Here is a 22,064-nt window from a genome sequence, read left to right on the forward strand (position 1 = left end):
AACTGTTAAAAACTCCTCTGAGAACAGAGGAGTTTTTTATTAGTAAAATTTAAACTAACATAAATTAAGGATGAAGAAAAAAGGCCTGGCTTTGCATTGGAAAATAGTTTTAGGAATCGTTCTGGGATTGTTGTTTGGATTCCTAATGAAAAATTTTGAGTTGAAAGATTTTGTGGTGGATTGGATAAAACCATTTGGAACTGTTTTTATTAATTTATTAAAAATGATTGCCGTTCCCTTGATTATTGTTTCTTTAATTGTGGGTTTAGCCGATTTGAAAGATATTTCCAAACTATCAAGATTAGGAGGGAGAACGGTATTGTTTTATTTAGGAACTACTTTTTTTGCAGTTTCTTTAGGATTGGTTTTGGCCAATATTGTAAAACCGGGAAGTTATATTAATCAGGAAGCAAGGGAGAGTTTGTTGTCAAATTTTGCCGGTGATGCTTCGCAAAAAATTGAGTTGGCACAAAAAGCTAAAGAAAGTGGTCCTCTTCAGCCATTGGTAGATATTGTGCCGGATAATATTTTTACAGCTATGGGAGATAATTCCAGTATGTTGCAGGTTATTCTATTTGTGGTTCTTATTGGTATTGGTTTGATTTTAATTGAAGAAGAAAAAGCAAAACCGGTTGTTGATTTTTTCAAAGGAATGAATGATGTCATTTTGAAAATAATAGACATTATTATGTTGTTTTCACCTTATGGAGTTTTTGCCTTAATGGCAGCTTTAATGGTTGAAATCCCGGGATTTTCAACCTTAGAAGCACTGGCTATTTATGGTTTGACTGTTTTATTAGGTTTGATAATAATGACTTTCTTATTTTATCCTACTTTACTAATGTTATTGGCCAAAGTAAGTCCTAAACGGTTTTTTAAAGCGATGGCTCCGGCTCAATTATTAGCTTTTTCAACCAGTTCCAGTGCCGCTACACTTCCGGTAACAATGGAATGTGTAACAGATAATTTGGGTGTTGATGAAGAGGTTTCCAGTTTTGTTTTGCCTTTGGGAGCTACGGTAAATATGGACGGAACCAGTTTGTATCAGGCGGTGGCTGCTATTTTTATTGCTCAGGCCATGCTTCCTTATTCATTGGATTTCTCTACACAGGCTATGATTGTAATTACAGCTACTTTAGCATCAATTGGTTCGGCAGCTGTGCCAAGTGCCGGAATGGTAATGCTGGTAATTGTTTTAGGACAGGCTGGAATTCCTGAGGCCGGATTGGCTTTAATTTTTGCTATCGACCGGCCTTTGGATATGTGCAGAACAGTGGTGAATATTACCAGCGATGCTACTGTGGCGACGATTGTTGCTAAATCGGTGGGGAAACTAAACAGTAAGTCTTAATTTATATAAAACAAAAAACGTTGGTTTAGTACCAACGTTTTTTGTTTTTCTTAGAAGCATCTGATTTTCTGGATTTAGTCGATTTTCCGCTTCGGTTATTGTTTTTGGGTTTGCTTTCCGTTTGTTCAGGACTTCCGGAATGCCATTGATACGGATGATCAGTGATGGTTTTTACATCAACTTTTATGAGTCGTTGAATATCTTTCCAATAAACATGTTCGTCTTTTCCGCAAAAAGAAATTGCAATTCCGCCATTCCCGGCACGTCCGGTTCTTCCTATTCGATGGACATAAGTTTCGGGAATATTCGGTAAATCAAAGTTAATTACATAAGGTAACTGATCGATGTCAATTCCTCGTGCTGCAATATCAGTAGCGATAAGTACACCAATTTCTTTATTTTTAAAAGCATCTAAAACGCGTTGTCGGGCGCTTTGTGATTTATCACCGTGAATGGCTTCGGCGGCTACATTTTTTTTGCGCAGCGCTTTTACAATATTATCGGCACCATGTTTGGTTCGGGCAAATACTAAAACATCTGTCAGATTTTCATTGTGCAGCAAACTGTGAAGCAGGTTTCTTTTTTCGCCTTTTTCAACAAAATAAATACGTTGTTCTACTTTTTCGGCTGTGGAAGAAACCGGAGAAACTGTAACTGTTTCCGGATCGGTTAAGAACATTTCGGCTAATTCCCTGATGGCAATTGGCATCGTGGCCGAAAAGAATAAGGTTTGACGGTTTTTAGGAGTCAGTTTTACGATTTTTTTTACATCGTTTACAAATCCCATGTCGAGCATTTGATCGGCTTCATCTAAAACTAAGGTGTGTAAATGATCTAAGTTTACAAAGCCTTGTTTGTGTAAATCCAACAATCGTCCGGGAGTTGCAATTAGAATGTCGATTCCTTTTTTTAATTCATCTACCTGAGGATTTTGGGAAACTCCTCCAAAAATAGTCAGCTGTGTAAGGTTCGTATATTTGGCATAAGTATTAAAACTTTGACCAATTTGCACCGCTAATTCCCGAGTAGGAGTGATGACCAATGCGCGGATTTGTTTTGATTTTTTGGAAGAACCAACTATTCGGTGCAATTGATGAATGATCGGAATAGCAAAAGCAGCCGTTTTTCCGGTTCCGGTTTGGGCGCAACCAATCAAATCAGTTCCGGCTAATATAAGGGGAATCGCTTGTTCCTGAATAGGGGTAGGTTTGGTGTAACCTTCTTCAAAAACCGCTTTTTGAATACTTTTTGAAAGTGATAAATCTTCGAATAACATAAGTTTGGTGTTAATTATCCTGTAAGCGTTACAGTGATAAGTGCTGCAAAGATAGTATTATTATTCCGGATGCTTATTGCGTAATGCGGTTTCGAAGTTTTAAATTAAGGATTCTAAAAGCCATTTGTTTTAAAGGATGTTTTTGCTTGTTCTGGATTTGATAAAATCAGTAACCAGATAACCGATTAATTTTCCAACGAGATGGTTGTTTTTATCGACATCCAAATCAGGAGCACCTTCACAAATGTGTAAATAAGAAGCGTTTTTGTTTTTAGCAAAAAAAGTAATAAACTGGCGTAATTCTTCGACTGAAAAACCGCTTAAAGTCATGGCATTACTGGCAATATTAGGAATGGCACCCAAATCGACTTCAATACCAAAAAAATCATTTTTGATAAATTCTAAGGCATCATTCATTTCCTGAGTGAAGTTTTTTTCTTTTCGGATATTGATGCTGTCGTAGGTGTTAAAGCGAATTCGGTCTTCGGTTTTTTTGATAAAGTCTAAAACACTTTTAGAAGTATAATTTTCGTGCAGCCCAAAAACAAAATATTTTTTTAAAAAACCCTCTTCGTAAGCATAAGAAAAACCATTTCCGCTATGGCGACCTTCTAAAATTCTAAAGTCGGAATGCGAATCAAAATTGATGGCATTAACGGGTTTTCCTTTTGCTAAAGCGGTTCCTTTAATGTTTCCGTAGGCATTGTTGTGTCCGCCGCCAATAATAATGGGAATTTTGCCTAATTTGACAATGCTAAAAATAATATGAGAAACATCTTTGTCAATTTTTTTGACTAACTGACTCAGTTTTACGCGGTCGTCAATAGTATTAAAATCTAAATTTTCTACTTCGGCCATTTCTTCCGAAACATTAATTTGTCCTAAAACCAGTATTTGATTGCCTTTGCAAAAGCGATTGTGCTGAATATTAGCGATGCTTTTAATGGCTTCATTCCAGGCTGAAGCCGCTCCGGGTCTTCCAAAATTAGCTCTGATACCAATATCTTCCGGAATTCCTAATAAAATATATTTTGCTTCGGTATTTTTGATGTAAGAAATTGGATTTTCGCCAATGGGAACCGTAAGCATTTTTTCTCCAAATTTGATTTCGCCACTTCTATGGTTCGTTACTTTAGCAAGATCATTGATTGTAAACGGCAGAAATTTATCCATAAAAAGAAAATTTTTTCTCAAAAATAATATAATTTCTCTACTTACGTTATAGGTTAAAAATTATATTGTTAAATTTGATATTATTAAAATTGAAAAAAAGTTAAAAAAATGGAAAACAAGCAAAGTAGTACAAGTCTTAAAGCAGTTATTGCTGTATTGGCGGTTTTATTAGTTGGGAGTTTAGTTTATATTTTTAAATTATCTTCTGACACCGAAAAAGTACAAACAGTATTAACCACGACTGTTAGCGAAAAAGAATCGGTATTGAAAGATTTAGAAGAATTAAAAGCGACTTATGATGCTGCAATTGCTGAAAATACTTCAATGTCTGATGAGTTAATTCAGGAAAGAGACAAAGTGGTAAGTTTAATGGCTGAAGTGAAAAAATCCAAAGGAGATCTTTCAGCTTTTAAAACCAAAATGAACCTTTTACAAAATAAGTTAAAAGCTTTAATGGCCGAAAATGAAGGTTTAAAAAATGAAAACTCTGTTGTAAAAGCTCAACGCGATAGTACCGCTGTGGTTTTGAACGAATCTAAAAAGTTCAATGAAGCCTTAGTTGGTCAAAATGACGAATTAGCTAAAGTTGTTGAAAAAGGTTCTAAATTAACGGTTTTAAACATCCAAAGTTCAGCTTATAAAGTAAGAAGCTCAGGAAAAGAAATCGAAACGGAAAAAGCAAGAAGAACTAATATGCTTAAAATTAGCTTTACAATTGCCGGAAATGAAATTGCACAATCTGGTGATAAAACCTATTATGTACAGGTGATTGACAGTAAAAATAATGTTTTGGGTGAAAAGAAAAACATTAGTTTTGACGGAAAAGATTTGACTTATAGTTTTACCAGTACTGTAAAATATGAAAACAAAACAGTTCAGGTTTCTGAAAATTTACCAGGAAAAGATTTCCAAAAAGGAACTTATTATGTAAATGTTTTTGATAAAGGAGATTTAGTTTCTAAGTCAAGTTTCGAATTGAAATAATTTAATAACAATCAAATATAAAAAAGAGGAGTGTTTAAAGCTCCTCTTTTTTTTTGTGTCTAAATTTCCGTAAATTGTAATGAAAAAGCCCTTAAATATTGAGTTTACAGGCTTTTTTGTGGAGTAGAGGAGATTACAATTGAGTTATATTCAAATTGAAATTCAACTGAATTTTCATCAACAGCAATCACCGTCCCATTTAGCCATTTGGCGAATGGGGACGGACTTCCTGAAAATGGTTTTCCAATAAAACTTTGAAGTAACTGAAGTCTTTTGTTTTTCATTTTATTTTCTATTTATATTTCCAAAAATTCTAATGTCTTTTTTACAAAATCTCCGTGACTTTGAAATATGGAACCAGGGTGTTAATTAGCTATTTCATTCCTGGACTTATTTGCCCCATTATTTTAATAGCCATAGCACGGCTAAGAAACTTGAAGTTGAATAACATTAAGCGGTTTTTCCAGCCTGATATTACTCTTGGTTTACTTCTTCTTTCCAAACTGGTAATTAAATCTTGTGCAACGTCATGAATTGTGGATAGTACAAATTCGGGATATGAATTGGTTTCCTTACCAGCATTTGAATGAAAATCTGATTTAGTTGCTCCAGGATTAAAACCCATTACATAAATACCTTTCTTTTTAAATTCAAACCACAAGGATTCGGAAAAATTAGCAACAAAGCTTTTAGTTGCTGCATAAACAGCTGCTCCCGGAAAAGAAGAATGTCCTAAAAGTGAAGCCACATTTACCAGACTGTCTCCTTTTTTTGCGTTTTGCAGGAAAGCGTAAGACAGTGTTACCAATGCATCCATATTAAGGTGCATACCATTTATTTGTTCCTGAAGCGGCATGTTGATAAATTGCCCGTACATTCCAACACCTGCATTATTAATTAGGACATCATAACGTTCTGATTTAATGTGTTCAGACAGCCTAACCAAATCTTTTGAGTTGTTTAGATCGGCTACTAGTACTGTGTGGTTATTTCCATGAAGTATCGCTTTGGCTTGATTTAATTTATTCTCACTTCTTGCTAAAAGTGTTACTGCATAATTTTTTTCAGCCATCAATTTGGCTACTTCTAATCCGATGCCTCCACTGGCACCTGTAATTAATACTTTTTTATCTTTTAATTTCATGTTTTTTAATTTTATTTTGTTAGTAATTCAAGAAAGAGACTCATCATAAGTCTGGCTCTTGGTTTAGTTAATGCTATTGTTAAATTTTTCCAAAGATGGAGGAATCAATTTATACATTACAGGTGTTACAATTCTTGCCAAAATTGTTGAACTTATAAGTCCTCCAATCAATACAATCGCCAATGGAGATATTTGAGGATTGGGATTTACTGCCAGCGGAATCAGCCCACAGATTGCGGTAACTGATGTTAAAACCACTGGTAGGAAACGAGTTTCACCAGCAATAGCAATCGCTTCGTCAATAGACTTTCCTTCTTGTCTTAACTGATTTGTAAAATCAACTAGTAGCAGTGAGTTTTTGACTTGAATTCCAGACAAACCTATGAAACCAATAATAGAAACCAATGACATTGGATTTCCTGATGCTATCAAAAATATTACACCTCCAAGAACTCCAAGTGGAATGATAGATAGTACGATGATAATTCCTTTAAATGTTTTGAATTGTAGCAATAAAACAGCAATGAATAAAAACGTACTTAATATAATTACAGCAAGAAAATTACCTCCTAATGCATCACCTTCTGATTCTTTTTCTCCGGATAGTTTGTAGTAATATCCTTTTGGTATTTCAAGTTTATCTAATTTCGGTATAATAGCTACCAGCAGGTCATTGGCTAAATAACCATCTTTTGTCATGGCACTAACTTTTGAAAAAGGCGATTTGTTAAAATGATTGATTGCCGTAGGTGCAGTTTCAAAAGATACTGTTGCAATCTGATTGAGTGCTATTGGAGTTCCCTGAACATTATTTACATATAAATTTTTCAGTGCATCAAGATTAGAAAATTTCTCTCTTGGTAAAGTAATGGTCACGTTTCTGGCATCACCACGGTCATCTATATAATCTCCAATTTTTAGACCAGCCACAGCAAGACGAATTACTTTATCAATTTCACTAGTTAATACGCCTAATGTTCTTGCTTTTTCTTTATTAATTTTTACTTTAACATCCGTTTTATAGGTGTTTAACTCGTTGTTGATGTAAACTGTACCTTCCTGATTTCGCAAAATAGTTTCTACCTGAGAAGATAATTTGCGTAAAACTTCCTGGTCTTCACCGAATAAACGTACAACGATATTGGCTTCCAATGGTGTGCCTTGTTCAAAATCTTTTACTTCTACTTTAGCATCAGGCAGCTTTTTAAATTTTTCACGTAATTCTTGTATAAGAATCGTTTTTTCTGAAGGTTTTGCCTCATCTTCCAATTGCACAAAAATTTGAGCAAAATCAGATTTTCTATCTTGTGGATGCACATTGTAATATATTTGTGGATTACCGTGTCCTACATTTGAAGTGAAATACACAATTTCTTTATGGTTTTTCAATTCGGATTCCACAATTTTAGTTACCCTGTCACTTTCTGAAATATTGGCTTGAAGAGGCATTTTTATATTTATCAAAAACATTGGTTTTTCCGAAGTTGGGAATAACTTAAATCCGGCTACAGAAAACAGTCCAAAAGCGATTACACTTAAAAATATAGAAATGGCAATCGTGATTTTTGGAAATTTCAATGCTTTAGGCATAATATTTTTGTATGCGTTTGTAAGGAACTTTTGCAAATACTGAAGAAATATGTTTCCTCCTTCATGTTCATGTGTTTTTAAGAATCGACTGCTTAAAAACGGAACCAATGTTAAAGCCACTATCATAGATGCTAATACACTCGTGATTACCGCCATTGGTAAACTTCGGATGAATTCACCTGCCATATCAGGAAGAAAAGCCAGTGGTATAAAGGCTATAACCAAAGTAGCTGTAGTACCTACAACGGCTATGCCTATTTGTTTTGTACCTTTTAAAACAGCATCCATTTTAGAATGTCCTTCACGTAGCCAACGTTCAATATTTTCAACAACTACAATACTGTCATCGACCAATAGTCCTAGAGCAACCACCAAGCCCACAATACTCAATTGGTTTAAAGAATAGCCTAAAGCATTCATGGCAATTAATCCTAAAGCCAAAGATAAAGGTATGGAAATCATCACTATAAGCGATGCTCTTCCTCCTAATGGAATTAATGTAATGACTACCAAAAGAATTGCCAATCCAAAGTCAAAACCTAAATGCCCTAAGCGTTTTGATACCATATCGGCCTGGTCAAAGTTTTTAATGAGTTTGATGTTTGCAGGCAAGTCTTTAGAGAATGCATTTACTATAGGCAGGTATTCTTTCTGAACATCACTAATGTTAACATTATCCTTCATTCCGGCAGTAACCAAAACGCATCGATGTCCATTAATTCTTGTAATATGATAGGCTACTTCAGACTTGTAATTTACATCAGCCACATCTTTCATATAGATGATTTTGCCATTAGCATTGAAAATAACCGTATTGGCTACGTCATCAGCATTTTTGAATTTTCCACTTGTTTTTACATTGAATACTTTGGTATCTAAATCAATACTTCCTCCGGGAATGTCAGCAGCTTCACTTTGCAAACTTCCCATTACCACATTCAATGGAATTCTCAATTGTGCCAATTTTTCCAAATTCAAATCCACGCGGATTTCCTGTTCCGGAATTCCGCTGTATTTTACATCTTTAAGATTGGTTATTTTTTCAATTTTTGTCTTTAGTTTATCTGCTTCATCACGTAGTTTCTTGTCAGATGCATTTTCGGAAACCAAAGCTACCTGAAGAATTTTTACATCCGAAGATGAAATTTTCTCCGTTTTAATCTGATAAATATCTTTTGGTAATTCGCTACTTTTAAGAGCATTCATTTCGGTAGAGATTTCCTGATATTTATTATCAACATCCACTCCGTATTTGAATTTTACTTGAAAGGCAGCAACTCCGTCTTCTACGGTTGTTAATATTTTTTCGATATTTTCTAAGCCGTAAATCTTGTTTTCAATAGGTTTTACGACTTGTTCTTCCATGTCTTTCGGACTTGTACCAGGGTAAATAACGGTAATTAAATATTGCGGAGGATGTGTTCCAGGGTCTTCTGACCTTGGCATCGTGAATAAAGTAAGAACTCCTACCACAGCCACTAAAAGAGCGAGAATCAGTGTGAACTGATAATTCTTAACTGAAAAGTTTGTAATCTTCATGACGTTGTTATTTAATTATTTTGATAGTCGATTGTTCGTTTAGATAAGCACTATTAGAAATGACTATCTGGTCTGTTTTTTGAAGCCCGTCTTTTACAAAAACCTGATCATTGTCAAATTTGAAAATCGTAATGGGTTGACGTTTCACTTTGTTGTTTTCGACTACAAAAACAAAAGCTTTGTTGCCATCGGCTTCAATAAGTGAATTATAAGGGATAGCTATAAAATCTTCGGCTTTATCGGTTTGTATTTCTGCTTTTCCAAACATTCCTACAGCTGGTTTTTGATTTTTCATGTCCAGTTTTAGTTCAACTTGAAAAGACCCAAGAGCTGCATCTGCCGCTTGTGATTTTCTAAAAACGGTAGCTTCAAATGCTTCATCAGGAAATCCGTCAAGAAATACTTTAGCTTTCTGACCTAGTTTAACCGAAGCCCATTCTTTATCAGTTAATCCCACTTTCAGCAGATAATTATTGTTTTGTTTTGTTTCATTTATTGCCAAAATTGGAGACCCTGGACCAACTACTTCGCCTTCATTTGCTATCTTATTAGCGATAAAACCATCGGAAGTAGCATATATTTTAGAGTAACGAGAATTAAACGCTACAGCTTCTTTTTGCTTTTTGGCAATGTCTAAACCTGTCTTTGTGTTTTGAAGCTGTTCCAAAGTATAAACACTGTCTTTATACAAATTAACAGCTCGTGTATAATCGCGTTCATATTTCTTAACATTTAAATCAGCCTGATTTAAACCGGCACTAATTTCTGTAGCATCCAATGTTGCTAAAAGTTGCCCTTTTTTGAAAAACTGCCCTTCTTCAACATAAATTTTACGAACAACACCACCAATTTTGAATGAGTAATTCGCTTGGTTTTCTGTAGTTACCAATCCTGATGCACTTATATTATTTGTTAATGCTAAAGATTCAACTGTAGCTGTTTTTATTGAAATAACGTCCGTAGTTTCAAAAGGATGGCTTACCTTTTTATCGTCTTTGCAAGAGAAAAAAAGTGGTAAAGTTAAAAGGGAAACTAGTATTGTTGTTCTTTTACTCATAAGTGTAAAATTATTTTTTTTGTATTCGTGACCCGAGCCTGAAAGATGACCGGATGTAATAATCGTTGATTTCATAATTTTATGTTTTTGTGAATTATTTAAAAGTAAATGTTGCGTTAGCTCTTTCCATTTCAGCGAAAGCAATCCAGGAATTATAAAGAGAAATATTTGCATTAAGTTGGGCATTTACCCACTGATTTTGAGCATCCAAAAGTTCAATGTAGATAGTCTGACCTTCTTTATAAAGCTTCGTTATATCATCATTATATTTTTTGGCAGATGCTTTTTGGTTATTATCAGCATTGAATTGTTCCAGTGCAGATTTAAGGTTGTTTTGTGAAACTTGAAATTGAAGCAACAGTTGTTGTTTTACATTATCTATTTGGGAATTTATTTTTTTATTGTCTTCTTCAACTTGTTTAAGTTTATATTTGTTTTTGTTTCCGGAGAAAATGTTCCACTCAAGAGATAAACCTGCAAAATAATAGCGAGAGTCTTTATTTACATCAAAATCAAAATCCTGAAATCCAAAATCAGCAAAACCGCCTAAAGTTGGCAACCAGTGCGACTCTGTGAGTTTACTGATATTGTTATTTATTTCTTTTACTTCGTTAAGTTTTTTTAACTCTTCTCTGTTAGTTGTATTATCTGCAGCCAAATCGCTTGGGAATGTTACGTTTAGATCAGTTTCAATGGGCGAATCCAGTTTTTTATTCAATAAAAAATTGAAATAAGCCTGTGCATTTTTACTGGTTTGTTTTGCTGTTTCTAAGTTGGCCTGGATGCGAATGACTTCATTATCACTTCGCAAAACAGCCGTACGGTTTATTTTGTCATTTTTAAATAAGGAATGGTTTACCCTTTGGTTCTCTTTAACCAGAGCCAAAGCATCTTCATAAATCTTAATCCCTTCTAACGATTGTAAATATTTGTAATAGGCAATTTTTATATCCTTAACCAATTCTCGCTGATAGATTTCCAATTCAATTTTTTGTAAAGTTGTTTGTTGAGCCTTAATTCTTTTGTTATAAATGATTTCAAAATTCAACAACGGCATTGTGGTATGAATTTTAGCGTCATAAAAATTATCGGGATTGATTAATACCGATTGGTTTTGTAGCGTAGGGAAAGCATTAGAATTTGTAATTTGATTTAAAGTATTATATACCGGATTTAGCATATCACCTACAGGAATATCAATCGTTCTTCCGCCTTCGGCCTTGGTATATGTTCCATTTAATGAAACGCTAGGGTAGAATAACGAACGTGCTTCTTTTAAAGCATACATACTTTTGTTTATGTCAAAATTATGTTGCTTGATTACCTCATTGTTTTTTAATCCGGTTTTAATATAACCGTCTAGTTTACTTTGTGAATATCCCAGATATCCACAAATGACCAATAGCAGTGTTAATGTTTTATTTTTCATTTTATACATTGTTTATTAATTGAACTACGTTCATTTTTTTGAATAAAAAAAATTATAATCTATCTATTATTTTTAAAAACTCATTGTAACCATCATATAGGATAGTATCTGGATTTGTGAATTTTACTCCTTTAGTTCTTTGGCGTATTTCTAAACAGCACATACCGTGTACTAAACTCCAAATCATAAAAGTCAATGGTTCTAATGTATGTCCTTTAAAATGTTCTTTTTGTATACATTGATGAACCGTTTCTTTTAAAGCACCAAAGGTTGTTGCACCTTCATCCCAATCTTCATTATCGCAGTTTGTCAGAAATTCAATAGGTGCTTTAAGGTTGAACATTAAATCATACATTTCCTGATTTTCAAGGGCAAATTTAATGTAGATAAAACCCATTTTTCGGAGACGTTCCATTGGATCTTCAATACTAAACAGCTCTTTAAAATAACCTCCTAATTCCTGAAATCCAATAGAATGCAAATCATGTAAAATGGCATTTTTATCTTTAAAATAAACATAAACAGTACCAACGCTATAGTCAATTTCGTCTGCAATGTTTCTTATAGTTGTTTGCTCAATTCCTTTTTCTATAAAAAGCTTTTTTGCTCCTTTCAGAATAAGCATTTTTAACGCTTCTTTTTCCCTTGCTTTTCTGTCTGCTACACTCATAAGTAATAATTTCTTCTGCAAAGATATGTTTTATTTTTGAACAACGTTCATTTTTTTAATTATTTTAATGAAGTGATTTAAACTTTTTTGAGATTAAATTACTTCCATTATTAACTTTAAATCCGTATAAATCAATAGTGTCCTTTGAGAGTGATTTACATATAATTTTCGCAAATGGCATAATTATTTGATTTTAATGACAACTTTACCTTTTACTCGTCCCGTTTCTACATATGCCATAGCATCATTGGTTTGGATGTGCAAACAAAAACTACAGAATGAGAAAGAAAAAAAACATCTTAACTTTTGCTCAATTTTTTGTTTACATGTCCAGACAACCTGAATTGAAATTAGGTGATCAACTACAGGAATTTGCAACAATCAAAAAATCATACAAAAGTCAAATATCAAAAAACTTCCCAAAAAAAAAACAGAAAGATGTCCTCACTAAATTTTGATTACTGTCTTTTTTTCCAAAATTTTCTCTACTTTTAATTCCGATTAGACCGACAAATTACACGTCAAAACTTAAATATTGATTTGAAATAAACCAACATACATTGACCCACCAAGAATTAAAATCAGTAATACAAAAACACTACAGTTATATTTTCGAAGAAGCCCTCATTGATGAAATTGCAACGGTGGCAGTAACAAAAAAATTCAAAGAAGGGGATATTTTAATAGAAATAGGAAGTACTATTTTTAAAATGCCATTGTTACTGGAAGGTGCCATTAAAATTTTGAGGGAAGCTCCAGATCAGGGAGAGTTATTTCTATATTTTTTAGAAAAAGGAGATACCTGTGCCATGTCTATGGCCTGCTGCATGGGAAAAACTAAAAGCGAAATCAGGGCTGTTGCCGAAACAGACGGCATCGTACTTATGTTACCTGTAGAAAAAATGGAAGAATGGCTGGGTAAATACAAAAGCTGGCGAAGCTTTGTTTTTGACAGCTATACTAACCGTATGAAAGAGATGCTTAATGCGATTGATACTCTTGCTTTTATGAATATGAACGAGCGTTTGATTAAACATCTGAATGAAAAAGCAAAAGTAAACCAAACAAACATCATGCAAATTACCCATCAGGAAATTGCTGATGAACTCAATACTTCACGCGTGGTCATTTCAAGATTGCTTAAGGTGCTTGAAGACGAAGGAAAAATAAAACTCAACCGAAATATTATAGAATTATTGTAAAATTTTAATTCACAAACAAGTTATCTATTTTATAGTAAAAGTCCCTTTTTGGGACTTTTTAAATTTTATGGGTTCCCTATGTAACTATTGTTACAAACTACCTTTCCCCTCTCTCTTACTTTTGCTTCAAATTAATGAAACAACAGTAACGATGAAAAATAAAAATATATTTACTCTCTTCGGGCTCTTAGCCTTATCATGGACCGCTTTCGGTCAGGATACTTTGCGTATTTCAAAAAAAGACCTGATTCCGAGAATGTCCGAAAAAAATCTGCAAATCAAAATTGCCGAGAAAAATTATGAGTCGGCTATGGCAGATTATCATCAGTCAAACTCTTTGTTTCTTCCCAATGTGAATTTGTCTCACACCGCTATGCTGACCACAAATCCGCTGATGGCTTTTGGTTCAAAATTAAATCAGGCTATCGTTAGTCCTGAGGACTTTAATCCCAACGTTTTGAACCATCCTTCACAAACTAAAAATTTTGCCACCAAAATCGAAGTGCAGCAGCCATTAATCAATCTTGACGGTTTGTATGGACGTCAGGCGGCCAAATCAAAAATGGATGCTTTTGCTTTGCAAACCGAGCGTACCAAAGAATATTTAGAACTGGAAGTAAACAAAGCATTTATGCAGTTGCAACTGGCGTACAAAGCAGTTAAAGTTTTGCAAAAGGCTGAAAACACAGGCAAAGCCAATTTAAAATTGGTTGAAAACTATTTTAAACAGGGAATGCTACAAAAAACAGATGTATTGAACGTACAGGTTCGTGTAAACGAAATTAGTAATCAACTGCAGTATGCCAAATCAAATGTTCAAAATGCTTCGGATTATTTAGGTTTTCTTTTAAATGACGAACAGTCCAAAAAAGTGTATAAACCGACAGAAGAATTTGAAAGTGAATTTTCGGTTATCAGCGTAAACACAGTATTACCAACAAACAGAAAAGATATTCAGGCATTGGATAAATCATCTGAAGCGTATGAAAAGATGGTAATGTCGAGCAAAATGAATTTACTCCCAAGATTGAATGCTTTTGGAAGTTATGAAATGTATGATGACAATTTATTTGGAACTAATGCCAAAGGATATTTGGTTGGAGCGCAATTATTATGGAATGTTTTTGATGGTTATAAATCCATTGGAAAATTGGAAAAAACAAAAGCAGACTACAGCAAAGCCCAAACAGAAACCGAACAGTATAAAGCCAAAAGTCAGATGGAGTTAAACCAAGCAGTCCGGCAGCTTTCGGATGCAGAAAACAACGTAAAGCTAACTCAACTGGCTTTTAAGCAAGCACAGGAAGCCTACAAAATCAGAAGCAACCGTTTTGCCCAGGGATTGGAAAAAACAACAGATTTACTGCAATCCGAAACCTTGCAGTCCCAAAAGGAATTAGAAAACCTGCAAGCCATTTTTGAATATCGATTCACACAAGAATATATTCAATTTTTAACCAAATAAAAAGCCAATATCAATGACAATTACAAGAATCAATATCAATTTTAAAAATATTATAATGAAGAACTTCTTTTTAAAATCAACACTAACGATTTCGTTTTTGGTTTTGCTGTCTTCCTGCAACGGAGAGAAAAAAGACGTTATTGCTAATGAACCTGCCATCGTCGTAAAAGTAAGCGGCACGGACACAAACAGCAACAGCCCATTTATAACGGCAAGCGGAAAAATTGAAGCCCAAAACAGCGCTAACCTAAGCACTCGTATGATGGGATATGTGACCAAGCTTCACGTGAAAGTTGGTCAAAAAGTAACTGTTGGACAGCTTTTGGTGAGCATCAACAATACCGATTTACAGGCCAAAAAAGCTCAAGTAGACGCCAACATCCTTCAGGCTACGGCCGGGTACAACAATGCCAAGAAAGACTACGACCGCTTTACGGTTCTATTTAAACAACAAAGCGCTTCGCAAAAAGAATTGGATGACATGACTGCCCGTTATGAAATGGCAAAAGCCGGATTAGAAGGTGCCAAACAAATGCGTAACGAAGTAATGGCACAGTTTGCCTACTCCAATATCACGGCACCATTTTCAGGAATTGTGACGAATACTTTTGTAAAAGAAGGAGATATGGCAAATCCAGGAATGCCTTTAGTAAGTGTTGAAGGAAATTCAAAACTACAAGTAACCGCGATGGTTGCCGAAAGCGACATTGCATCGATAACAAGCGGAATGTTGGTCAAAGTTTTGGTCAAATCAACCAATAAAACATTGAACGGAAAAGTGAGTGAAGTGAGTTTGTCAGCCAAAAATACCGGAGGTCAATATTTGGTAAAAATTAACTTGGAAGGAGCTGATAAAACAGTTTTATCAGGGATGTTCGCAAATGTGCAATTTCCGGTAGCCAATAAAAATAGTACGACACAAACATCCGATAAAGTCTTGATACCTCAATCAGCATTGATTCATCAAGGACAATTGACGGGAGTTTATACTGTGGGTGCAGGAAATGTTGCTATTTTGAGATGGCTTCGCATCGGAAAAACTTTTGGTAATGAAGCAGAAGTTTTGTCAGGGCTTTCGGCAGGAGAGCAATACATCGTTTCGGCCGATGGAAAGTTGTATAACGGAGCTAAAATCAGTATTCAGTAAACAGTAATTAGTAGCAGTTTTAAGTTTAGTTGAACAGCAATTTTAAACTTATAAACCATAAACTTTAAACAAAAAAAATATGCAAGAAGGAATTTCAGGCAGAATAGCCCATTTTTTTATCAACTCAAAATTGACTGTCTTATTGATGGTAGCGTTGATGATTATTGGGGTTTACAGTTCGTTTCTGATCCCAAGGGAGGAAGAACCGCAAATTAACGTTCCTATGGCCGACATCATGGTAGGCTATCCGGGAGCAAGTCCGGCAGAAGTAGAAAGCCGAGTAGTGAAACCATTGGAAAAAATAATTTCGAACATCAAAGGGGTTGAACACGTCCACAGTATGGCCATGAACGGTCAGGCCATGATGATTGTCCAATTTTATGTGGGACAGGATGTTGAGCGTTCGTATGTGAAATTATACGACGAATTGGAAAAACATGAAAATATGTTCCCAACCGGCGTTTATAAACCAATGGTAAAAACCCGTTCTATTGACGATGTACCCATGTTGGCACTGACCTTATGGAGCGAAAAACAAGATGAATTTCAGTTACGCCAAATTGCCGAAGAATTGACTTCGGAAATAGAGAAAGTTAAGGACGTGGCAATCACCAAAGAAATCGGAGGACAAAACCGCGAGGTAAAAGTGATTTTGGATAAAGATAAAATGGCTGAAAACGGTGTGGATCCTTTGAGCATTATGCAAATGATCCAAGCCAATAACGGGAGTTCGCAATCCGGAAGTTTTGTGAAAAACGATCAGGAGTATTTGTTAACGACAGGTCAGTTTTTGTCAAATACTGAAGATGTAGAAAATCTTGTCGTTGGAATAAACAAAAACATGCCGGTTTATTTGAAACAAGTTGCTACCGTTCAGGACGGACCATCAACACCAAAAAGTTATGTGTCTTTCGGATATGGAAAAACCAATGAAAAATTTAAAACTGCAAAATCCGAATATCCTGCTGTCACGATTTCTATTGGCAAAGTAAAAGGTGCCGATGCAATGAAAATTTCAGCCAAAATTTTGGACAAAGTAGAACAGCTTAAAAAATCGTTGGTTCCAAATGACGTTCATGTAGAAGTAACCCGAAATTACGGAGAAACCGCATCTGATAAAGTAGGCGAACTGCTGATGCACCTTGGAATTGCGATTATTGCCGTGACCGTTTTGGTTATGCTCGCCATGGGATGGCGAGGCGGTTTGGTGGTTTTTCTTTCAGTACCTTTGACTTTTGCTTTGACCTTATTTGCTTACTATCTGCTTGGATATACCCTAAACCGAATCACCCTTTTTGCCCTGGTGTTTGTAGTGGGAATTGTAGTTGACGACAGCATTATTATTGCCGAGAATATGCACCGTCATTTCAAAATGAAGCGACTACCGTTTAAGCAAGCGGCCATTTATGCCATCAATGAGGTAGGGAATCCAACTATTTTGGCAACTTTCACTGTAATTGCGGCAATTTTACCAATGGCTTTCGTGTCAGGAATGATGGGACCTTATATGAGTCCGATGCCAATCGGGGCTTCTATAGCGATGATACTTTCTTTGTTTGTTGCATTGACTGTGACGCCATATTTAGGATATCATTTCCTTCAGGAAAAAGAAGAACAGCAGCACAAGGAAACCCACGGTCTTGAAACGAGTTGGATATACCGTTTTTACAACAAATTTGAGCGTCCGTTTCTTGAAAATTCAGGAAAAAGAAAGATATTGATGGTTGTAACAGTGATTTTATTATTGGGTTCCATACTAATGTTCTTTACCAAATCGGTATTGGTAAAAATGCTGCCGTTTGACAACAAAAATGAATTTCAGGTGGTTATCGATATGCCTGAGGGAACTACATTGGAACGTACTTCGGCGGTGACAAGGGAAATTGCACACTATCTGTCAACACGTCCCGAAGTGGTGAATTACCAAAACTACATAGGAACTTCGGCTCCGATTACCTTCAACGGTTTGGTTCGCCATTATGATATGCGTGGCGGAAGCAATATGGCCGATATTCAGGTGAATCTATTGCACAAAGAAGAAAGAAAAGCGCAGAGCCACGAAATTGCCAAAGGAATGCGTCCTGAAATTCAGAAAATTGCCAAAAAATATGGCGCAAATGTAAAACTGATTGAAGTGCCTCCGGGGCCACCGGTATTGTCAACTTTGGTAGCCGAGATTTATGGGCCTGATTACAAAGAGCAGATTAAAGTGGCGGATCAGGTGAAAACTATTTTGAAAAACACTCCCGATATCGTGGATGTTGACTGGATGACCGAAGACAACCAAACTGAATACAAATTGGAAGTTGACAAGGAAAAAGCAATGCTAAACGGCATTGCTCATCAGCAAGTAGTTGGTAACCTTACTTATTTGCTGAAAGAATATCCGGTTTCGAATCTGTATGACGAAAAATCAAATGATAATGTAGCAATCGTCCTTTCGCTTGACGATAAAGACAAAACCAGCCTTCAGGAAATTGAAAACCTGAAAATCAAAGGGAATCAAGGAAATATGGTTCCGGTCAGTGATTTGGTAAAAGTAAAAAATGACACTTTACAGAAAACCATCTATCGTAAAGACCAAAAACGTGTAGTTTACGTAACGGCCGATATGGCAGGAACATTGGAAAGTCCGGTGTATGCGATTTTGGGAATGAACGAAAAACTTGCCAAAATAACTTTGCCAAAAGGCTATAAAGTAAACGAATTATATATGGAACAACCCACCGATGAAAGTGATTTCACGGTAAAATGGGATGGAGAATGGCAAATTACACTCGAAGTATTCCGCGATTTGGGCGTGGCATTCATGGTGGTTATCGTCATCATATATATGCTGATTGTGGGGTGGTTCCAAAATTTTAAAACGCCTATTGTGATGATGCTTGCCATTCCGCTGTCACTTATCGGAATCGTGTTGGGACATTGGTTATTGGGGGCTTACTTTACGGCAACTTCTTTCATCGGGATGATTGCTTTGGCCGGTGTTATGGTTCGAAACTCGGTATTGCTGATTGACTTTATTGAAATTAGGCTCAACGAGGGTATTAATCTCAAACAAGCCATTATCGAGGCGGGCGCGGTGCGTACGACCCCTATTTTACTGACTACAGGTGCGGTTGTAATAGGTGCATCCATTATCCTTTTTGATCCTATTTTTCAAGGGTTGGCAATTTCGCTAGTGTTTGGAGCCATTATTTCAACTATACTAACGCTTATTGTAGTGCCGATAATTTATTACATCACCGAACGCAAAAAGTGGGAGAAATAATGAATATTTTTCAGGGCTTGGAAATCTAAAACTTGAAATTCAGACTCTGATTTTTTTTAAAATTTAAACTGATTAAAAATGAAATTAGTACTAATAACCGCCATTACTGCTTTTGATTCTGAGGTTAAAGCAATACTTAAGAAAACAAAAGTAAACACATTTACTTATACAGAAGTAAAAGGACATAAGAATTTGACCGAATCAGAAGAAATCGAAAACAACTGGTTTGCAGGTGAGGCAGTAGAAACCGACTCAACCCTGTTCTATGCTTTTGTACCAAGCCAACAAATGGAAACTGTTTTTGAAGAAGTAGAAAAACTGAATTCCAAGCAGGATATTGCTTCAAAAATCCACATAGCCGTATTAAACATCGAAAAATAAATTAAATATGAAATGAGCATGACTTGGAATTGGTTTAAACCACCAATGAAGATATGCGGCTCGAGTCCCGATAATTATCGGGACGAACAGGCGAAGCAATTACATATGACCAATAAAAAAACAAATATTATTTACATATGAAAAATAGAATTATTAGAGCCGTTGCGGGGAGTTTTATCTTGTTGAGTTTACTTCTGGCTATTTATGTCAACCAAAATTTCCTTTGGTTTACCGCATTTGTTGGAGCCAACTTATTGCAATCTTCAATTACCAAATGGTGTTTACTTGAAGATATACTGACTAAACTTGGTGTCAAAGACTAATTTTTAAATTCTTAATTCTTAAGTTTTCAACGCAGATTAGATCTCTTATTTTTTTTAGAATAGCTTTTTATTTGAAAAAACAAGCCAAAAAACAAAAGCCTGAATACTTAAATATTCAGGCTTTTATTATTCATATAGTTAAGTTAAAAATACATAATTGAAAAATATCCAAGGAAAATTTTTGAAGCCAATGATAAATCGGGAAATGCGTAGTTTTATGATTAGGTCAATAGAATACAGATCAAAAATGAATATTTTTGCATATTCAAAAAAACAAAAAAACCGATGATAAATATAAATACCGATCACTCATTTTCAATAAAAAATACTTTATTCTCTTTTGCCTTAACCTCCGAGGCTGCCGATGTTTTTGAAGAGTGCAACACTATTATAACAGGAATAGGCAAAGTAAATGCCGCTTATGAATTAACAAAAATCATTCAAAATAAAAGACCTTCATTAATTGTTAACTTAGGATCGGCTGGAAGTAACTTTTTTCAGAAAGGAGATATTGTCTGCTGTACCAAATTCATACAAAGAGATATGGATGTACGCGGTTTAGGTTTTCAGTTGTATGAAACGCCTCTATCGGGCTTACCTCCTATTTTAGAATATGGTTTAAAAATGGACGGTTTACAGGAAGGAATCTGCGGAACGGGCGATAGTTTTGAGATGGAACATTCAGAAGTGTTATATAATGTCGTAGATATGGAAGCCTATGCCTTGGCGATGGATTGCCATGAAAGAGCAAATTCCATTTTTGTGTCTGAAATACATCTCGGATGGCGCTGACGATAACGCTGCTGAAGACTGGACTATTCAGGTTCATAAAGCAGCTATGCTTATGGAAATCTTTTGGGAATAAATAAGTGCAGCTCTGATAAACTTTAAAAATCAGAAAGTATTTTTAGAACCAATAAAAAACCTCCAAAGTCAAATGATTTTGGAGGTTTTTATTTTTTGGAAAAAAGGTAACAGAAATGGTATTAGCTTCTTTTTTCCTTGCTTTTCTGTCTGCTACACTCATAAGTAATAATTTCTTCTGCAAAGATATGTTTTATTTTTGAACAACGTTCATTTTTTTTAAAATTATTTTTTAAATAATTGATTGTCATATCAAAATAGTTTTAATTTGGAGAATAGAAAAAACAAAAATTATATAAGAAAACATTCGTAATTTGGCCTTTTTACAGCTATTGACCCTCTTATTAAGAAAGTAGTTTGAAAATATAACAGGACTTTTGGTCATTCTAAAAAATTACTATTTTGTTAAAATAGAATAAATTGAAAATCATGAAAAAAATATTTTTACCCTTATTTTTTATTGCATTAAGCAACGGTATTTTTGGACAATCTTTGTCGCTTCCAACAGAAAGTTTGGAAAAATTATATCCAAATCAAAAAATCGTAAGCCGTTATCATAATGACTGGACACAAAAATATTATCCAAAGCGTATTCAGGAGTTTAAAAAGGAGCCGCTGGAATTTGGCGAAATTGTATTTATTGGCAATAGTATTACAGAAGGAGGAAAGGATTGGAGTGCAAGATTTGGAATAAATCATATCCGCAATCGCGGAATTGCCGGAGATCTTACCGATGGTGTATTGCAGCGCTTGGATGAAATTATTTATTCAAAACCTAAAGCGGTATTTATCCTCATTGGAATTAATGATCTGTTTAACCTTCATCACAATGAAGACAATCGTTCTTTAAAGTATGATAAAATTGTTCCCTCAACCGGATATATAGCCAAAAACATATTGAAGATTGCCAAAAAAATTCATCGTAAATCACCTGCTACAAAAATTTATGTGCGTACACTTTTGCCCAGTCGAAGAGAATATGTGAAAAAAGATATTCTTGAGGTAAATAAAATCATTAAAAAAAATGAGACTAAAGCTTATTACGAAGTTATTGATTTATATGCACAATTTATAGATACTAATGGAGAATTGATTAAGGAATTAACTAAAGACGGTGTGCATTTAAATGATGAAGGGTATGAGAAATGGATTAATTTTGAGAAATCAATAATTGAAAGATTGTGAGAAAAATAGAAAT

At 34.9% G+C, this 22,064-nt stretch carries 18 protein-coding genes; 10 read left to right on the plus strand and 8 right to left on the minus strand.

Going from position 1 to position 22,064, the window contains the following annotated elements; all coding sequences use genetic code 11:
* Nucleotides 1-70: 70 nt before the first annotated feature.
* Nucleotides 71-1,351, plus strand: coding sequence for a dicarboxylate/amino acid:cation symporter (locus H599_RS0110830; RefSeq protein ID WP_026714158.1), 1,281 nt, complete (start codon nt 71-73; stop codon nt 1,349-1,351).
* Nucleotides 1,352-1,376: 25 nt separating this feature from the next.
* On the opposite strand, the gene H599_RS0110835 is transcribed toward H599_RS0110830, so the two are convergent.
* Together H599_RS0110835 and H599_RS0110840 are read right to left on the minus strand one after the other, a co-directional pair.
* On the minus strand, nt 1,377-2,627 hold the full coding sequence (locus H599_RS0110835; protein WP_026714159.1) for a DEAD/DEAH box helicase: 1,251 nt from the start codon (nt 2,625-2,627) through the stop codon (nt 1,377-1,379).
* Nucleotides 2,628-2,756: 129 nt separating this feature from the next.
* Nucleotides 2,757-3,800 (minus strand): formimidoylglutamase, encoded by a 1,044-nt coding sequence (locus H599_RS0110840; protein ID WP_026714160.1) that lies wholly within the window; start codon nt 3,798-3,800, stop codon nt 2,757-2,759.
* 108 nt (nt 3,801-3,908) lie between these two features.
* Between H599_RS0110840 and H599_RS0110845 the strand changes: the two genes are divergently transcribed.
* The gene (locus tag H599_RS0110845; RefSeq protein ID WP_026714161.1) at nt 3,909-4,784 is read left to right on the plus strand and encodes a hypothetical protein; all 876 of its coding nucleotides are present in this window, start codon (nt 3,909-3,911) and stop codon (nt 4,782-4,784) included.
* 104 nt (nt 4,785-4,888) lie between these two features.
* Here H599_RS0110845 and H599_RS0110850 read toward each other — a convergent pair whose 3' ends face one another.
* The 6 genes from H599_RS0110850 to H599_RS0110875 all read right to left on the minus strand — a co-directional run bounded on the left by H599_RS0110850 (nt 4,889) and on the right by H599_RS0110875 (nt 12,213).
* Nucleotides 4,889-5,068 (minus strand): hypothetical protein, encoded by a 180-nt coding sequence (locus H599_RS0110850; protein ID WP_026714162.1) that lies wholly within the window; start codon nt 5,066-5,068, stop codon nt 4,889-4,891.
* Nucleotides 5,069-5,157: 89 nt separating this feature from the next.
* Nucleotides 5,158-5,928: an SDR family NAD(P)-dependent oxidoreductase gene (locus tag H599_RS0110855; protein WP_026714163.1), complete on the minus strand. Its 771-nt coding sequence runs from the start codon at nt 5,926-5,928 to the stop codon at nt 5,158-5,160.
* Between the two features lie 63 nt (nt 5,929-5,991).
* Nucleotides 5,992-9,057 carry an efflux RND transporter permease subunit gene (locus H599_RS0110860; protein WP_026714164.1) on the minus strand — a complete coding sequence of 1,022 codons (3,066 nt, stop codon included), beginning with the start codon at nt 9,055-9,057 and terminating at the stop codon, nt 5,992-5,994.
* Nucleotides 9,058-9,064: 7 nt separating this feature from the next.
* Nucleotides 9,065-10,189, minus strand: coding sequence for an efflux RND transporter periplasmic adaptor subunit (locus H599_RS0110865; protein WP_081810549.1), 1,125 nt, complete (start codon nt 10,187-10,189; stop codon nt 9,065-9,067).
* A gap of 19 nt (nt 10,190-10,208) precedes the next feature.
* Nucleotides 10,209-11,543, minus strand: coding sequence for a TolC family protein (locus H599_RS0110870; protein ID WP_026714166.1), 1,335 nt, complete (start codon nt 11,541-11,543; stop codon nt 10,209-10,211).
* A gap of 52 nt (nt 11,544-11,595) precedes the next feature.
* On the minus strand, nt 11,596-12,213 hold the full coding sequence (locus tag H599_RS0110875; protein WP_026714167.1) for a TetR/AcrR family transcriptional regulator: 618 nt from the start codon (nt 12,211-12,213) through the stop codon (nt 11,596-11,598).
* Nucleotides 12,214-12,773: 560 nt separating this feature from the next.
* On the opposite strand from H599_RS0110875, the gene H599_RS0110885 reads away from it, so the two are divergent.
* The 8 genes from H599_RS0110885 (at nt 12,774) to H599_RS0110925 (ending at nt 22,051) form a co-directional block, all read left to right on the plus strand.
* Nucleotides 12,774-13,415 carry a Crp/Fnr family transcriptional regulator gene (locus tag H599_RS0110885; protein ID WP_035141468.1) on the plus strand — a complete coding sequence of 214 codons (642 nt, stop codon included), beginning with the start codon at nt 12,774-12,776 and terminating at the stop codon, nt 13,413-13,415.
* A gap of 151 nt (nt 13,416-13,566) precedes the next feature.
* Complete coding sequence (locus tag H599_RS0110890) at nt 13,567-14,880, plus strand: TolC family protein (protein ID WP_026714170.1); 1,314 nt, start codon at nt 13,567-13,569, stop codon at nt 14,878-14,880.
* Between the two features lie 55 nt (nt 14,881-14,935).
* Nucleotides 14,936-16,027, plus strand: coding sequence for an efflux RND transporter periplasmic adaptor subunit (locus H599_RS0110895; RefSeq protein ID WP_026714171.1), 1,092 nt, complete (start codon nt 14,936-14,938; stop codon nt 16,025-16,027).
* A gap of 79 nt (nt 16,028-16,106) precedes the next feature.
* Complete coding sequence (locus tag H599_RS0110900) at nt 16,107-19,298, plus strand: efflux RND transporter permease subunit (protein WP_026714172.1); 3,192 nt, start codon at nt 16,107-16,109, stop codon at nt 19,296-19,298.
* A gap of 78 nt (nt 19,299-19,376) precedes the next feature.
* On the plus strand, nt 19,377-19,679 hold the full coding sequence (locus tag H599_RS0110905) for a hypothetical protein (protein ID WP_026714173.1): 303 nt from the start codon (nt 19,377-19,379) through the stop codon (nt 19,677-19,679).
* A 137-nt stretch (nt 19,680-19,816) separates the two neighbouring features.
* Nucleotides 19,817-20,002 (plus strand): YgaP family membrane protein, encoded by a 186-nt coding sequence (locus H599_RS0110910; RefSeq protein ID WP_026714174.1) that lies wholly within the window; start codon nt 19,817-19,819, stop codon nt 20,000-20,002.
* Nucleotides 20,003-20,287: 285 nt separating this feature from the next.
* Entirely contained in the window at nt 20,288-20,794 is a 507-nt protein-coding gene (locus tag H599_RS19525) for a 5'-methylthioadenosine/S-adenosylhomocysteine nucleosidase family protein (RefSeq protein WP_245600514.1), read from the plus strand.
* Nucleotides 20,795-21,295: 501 nt separating this feature from the next.
* Nucleotides 21,296-22,051, plus strand: a complete 756-nt coding sequence (locus tag H599_RS0110925) for a GDSL-type esterase/lipase family protein (RefSeq protein WP_026714175.1) — start codon at nt 21,296-21,298, stop codon at nt 22,049-22,051.
* The last annotated feature ends 13 nt before the right edge of the window (nt 22,052-22,064 follow it).

Origin of the sequence: Flavobacterium daejeonense DSM 17708 (genome assembly GCF_000425425.1) — a bacterium.
GTDB classification, from domain to species: Bacteria; Bacteroidota; Bacteroidia; order Flavobacteriales; family Flavobacteriaceae; genus Flavobacterium; species Flavobacterium daejeonense.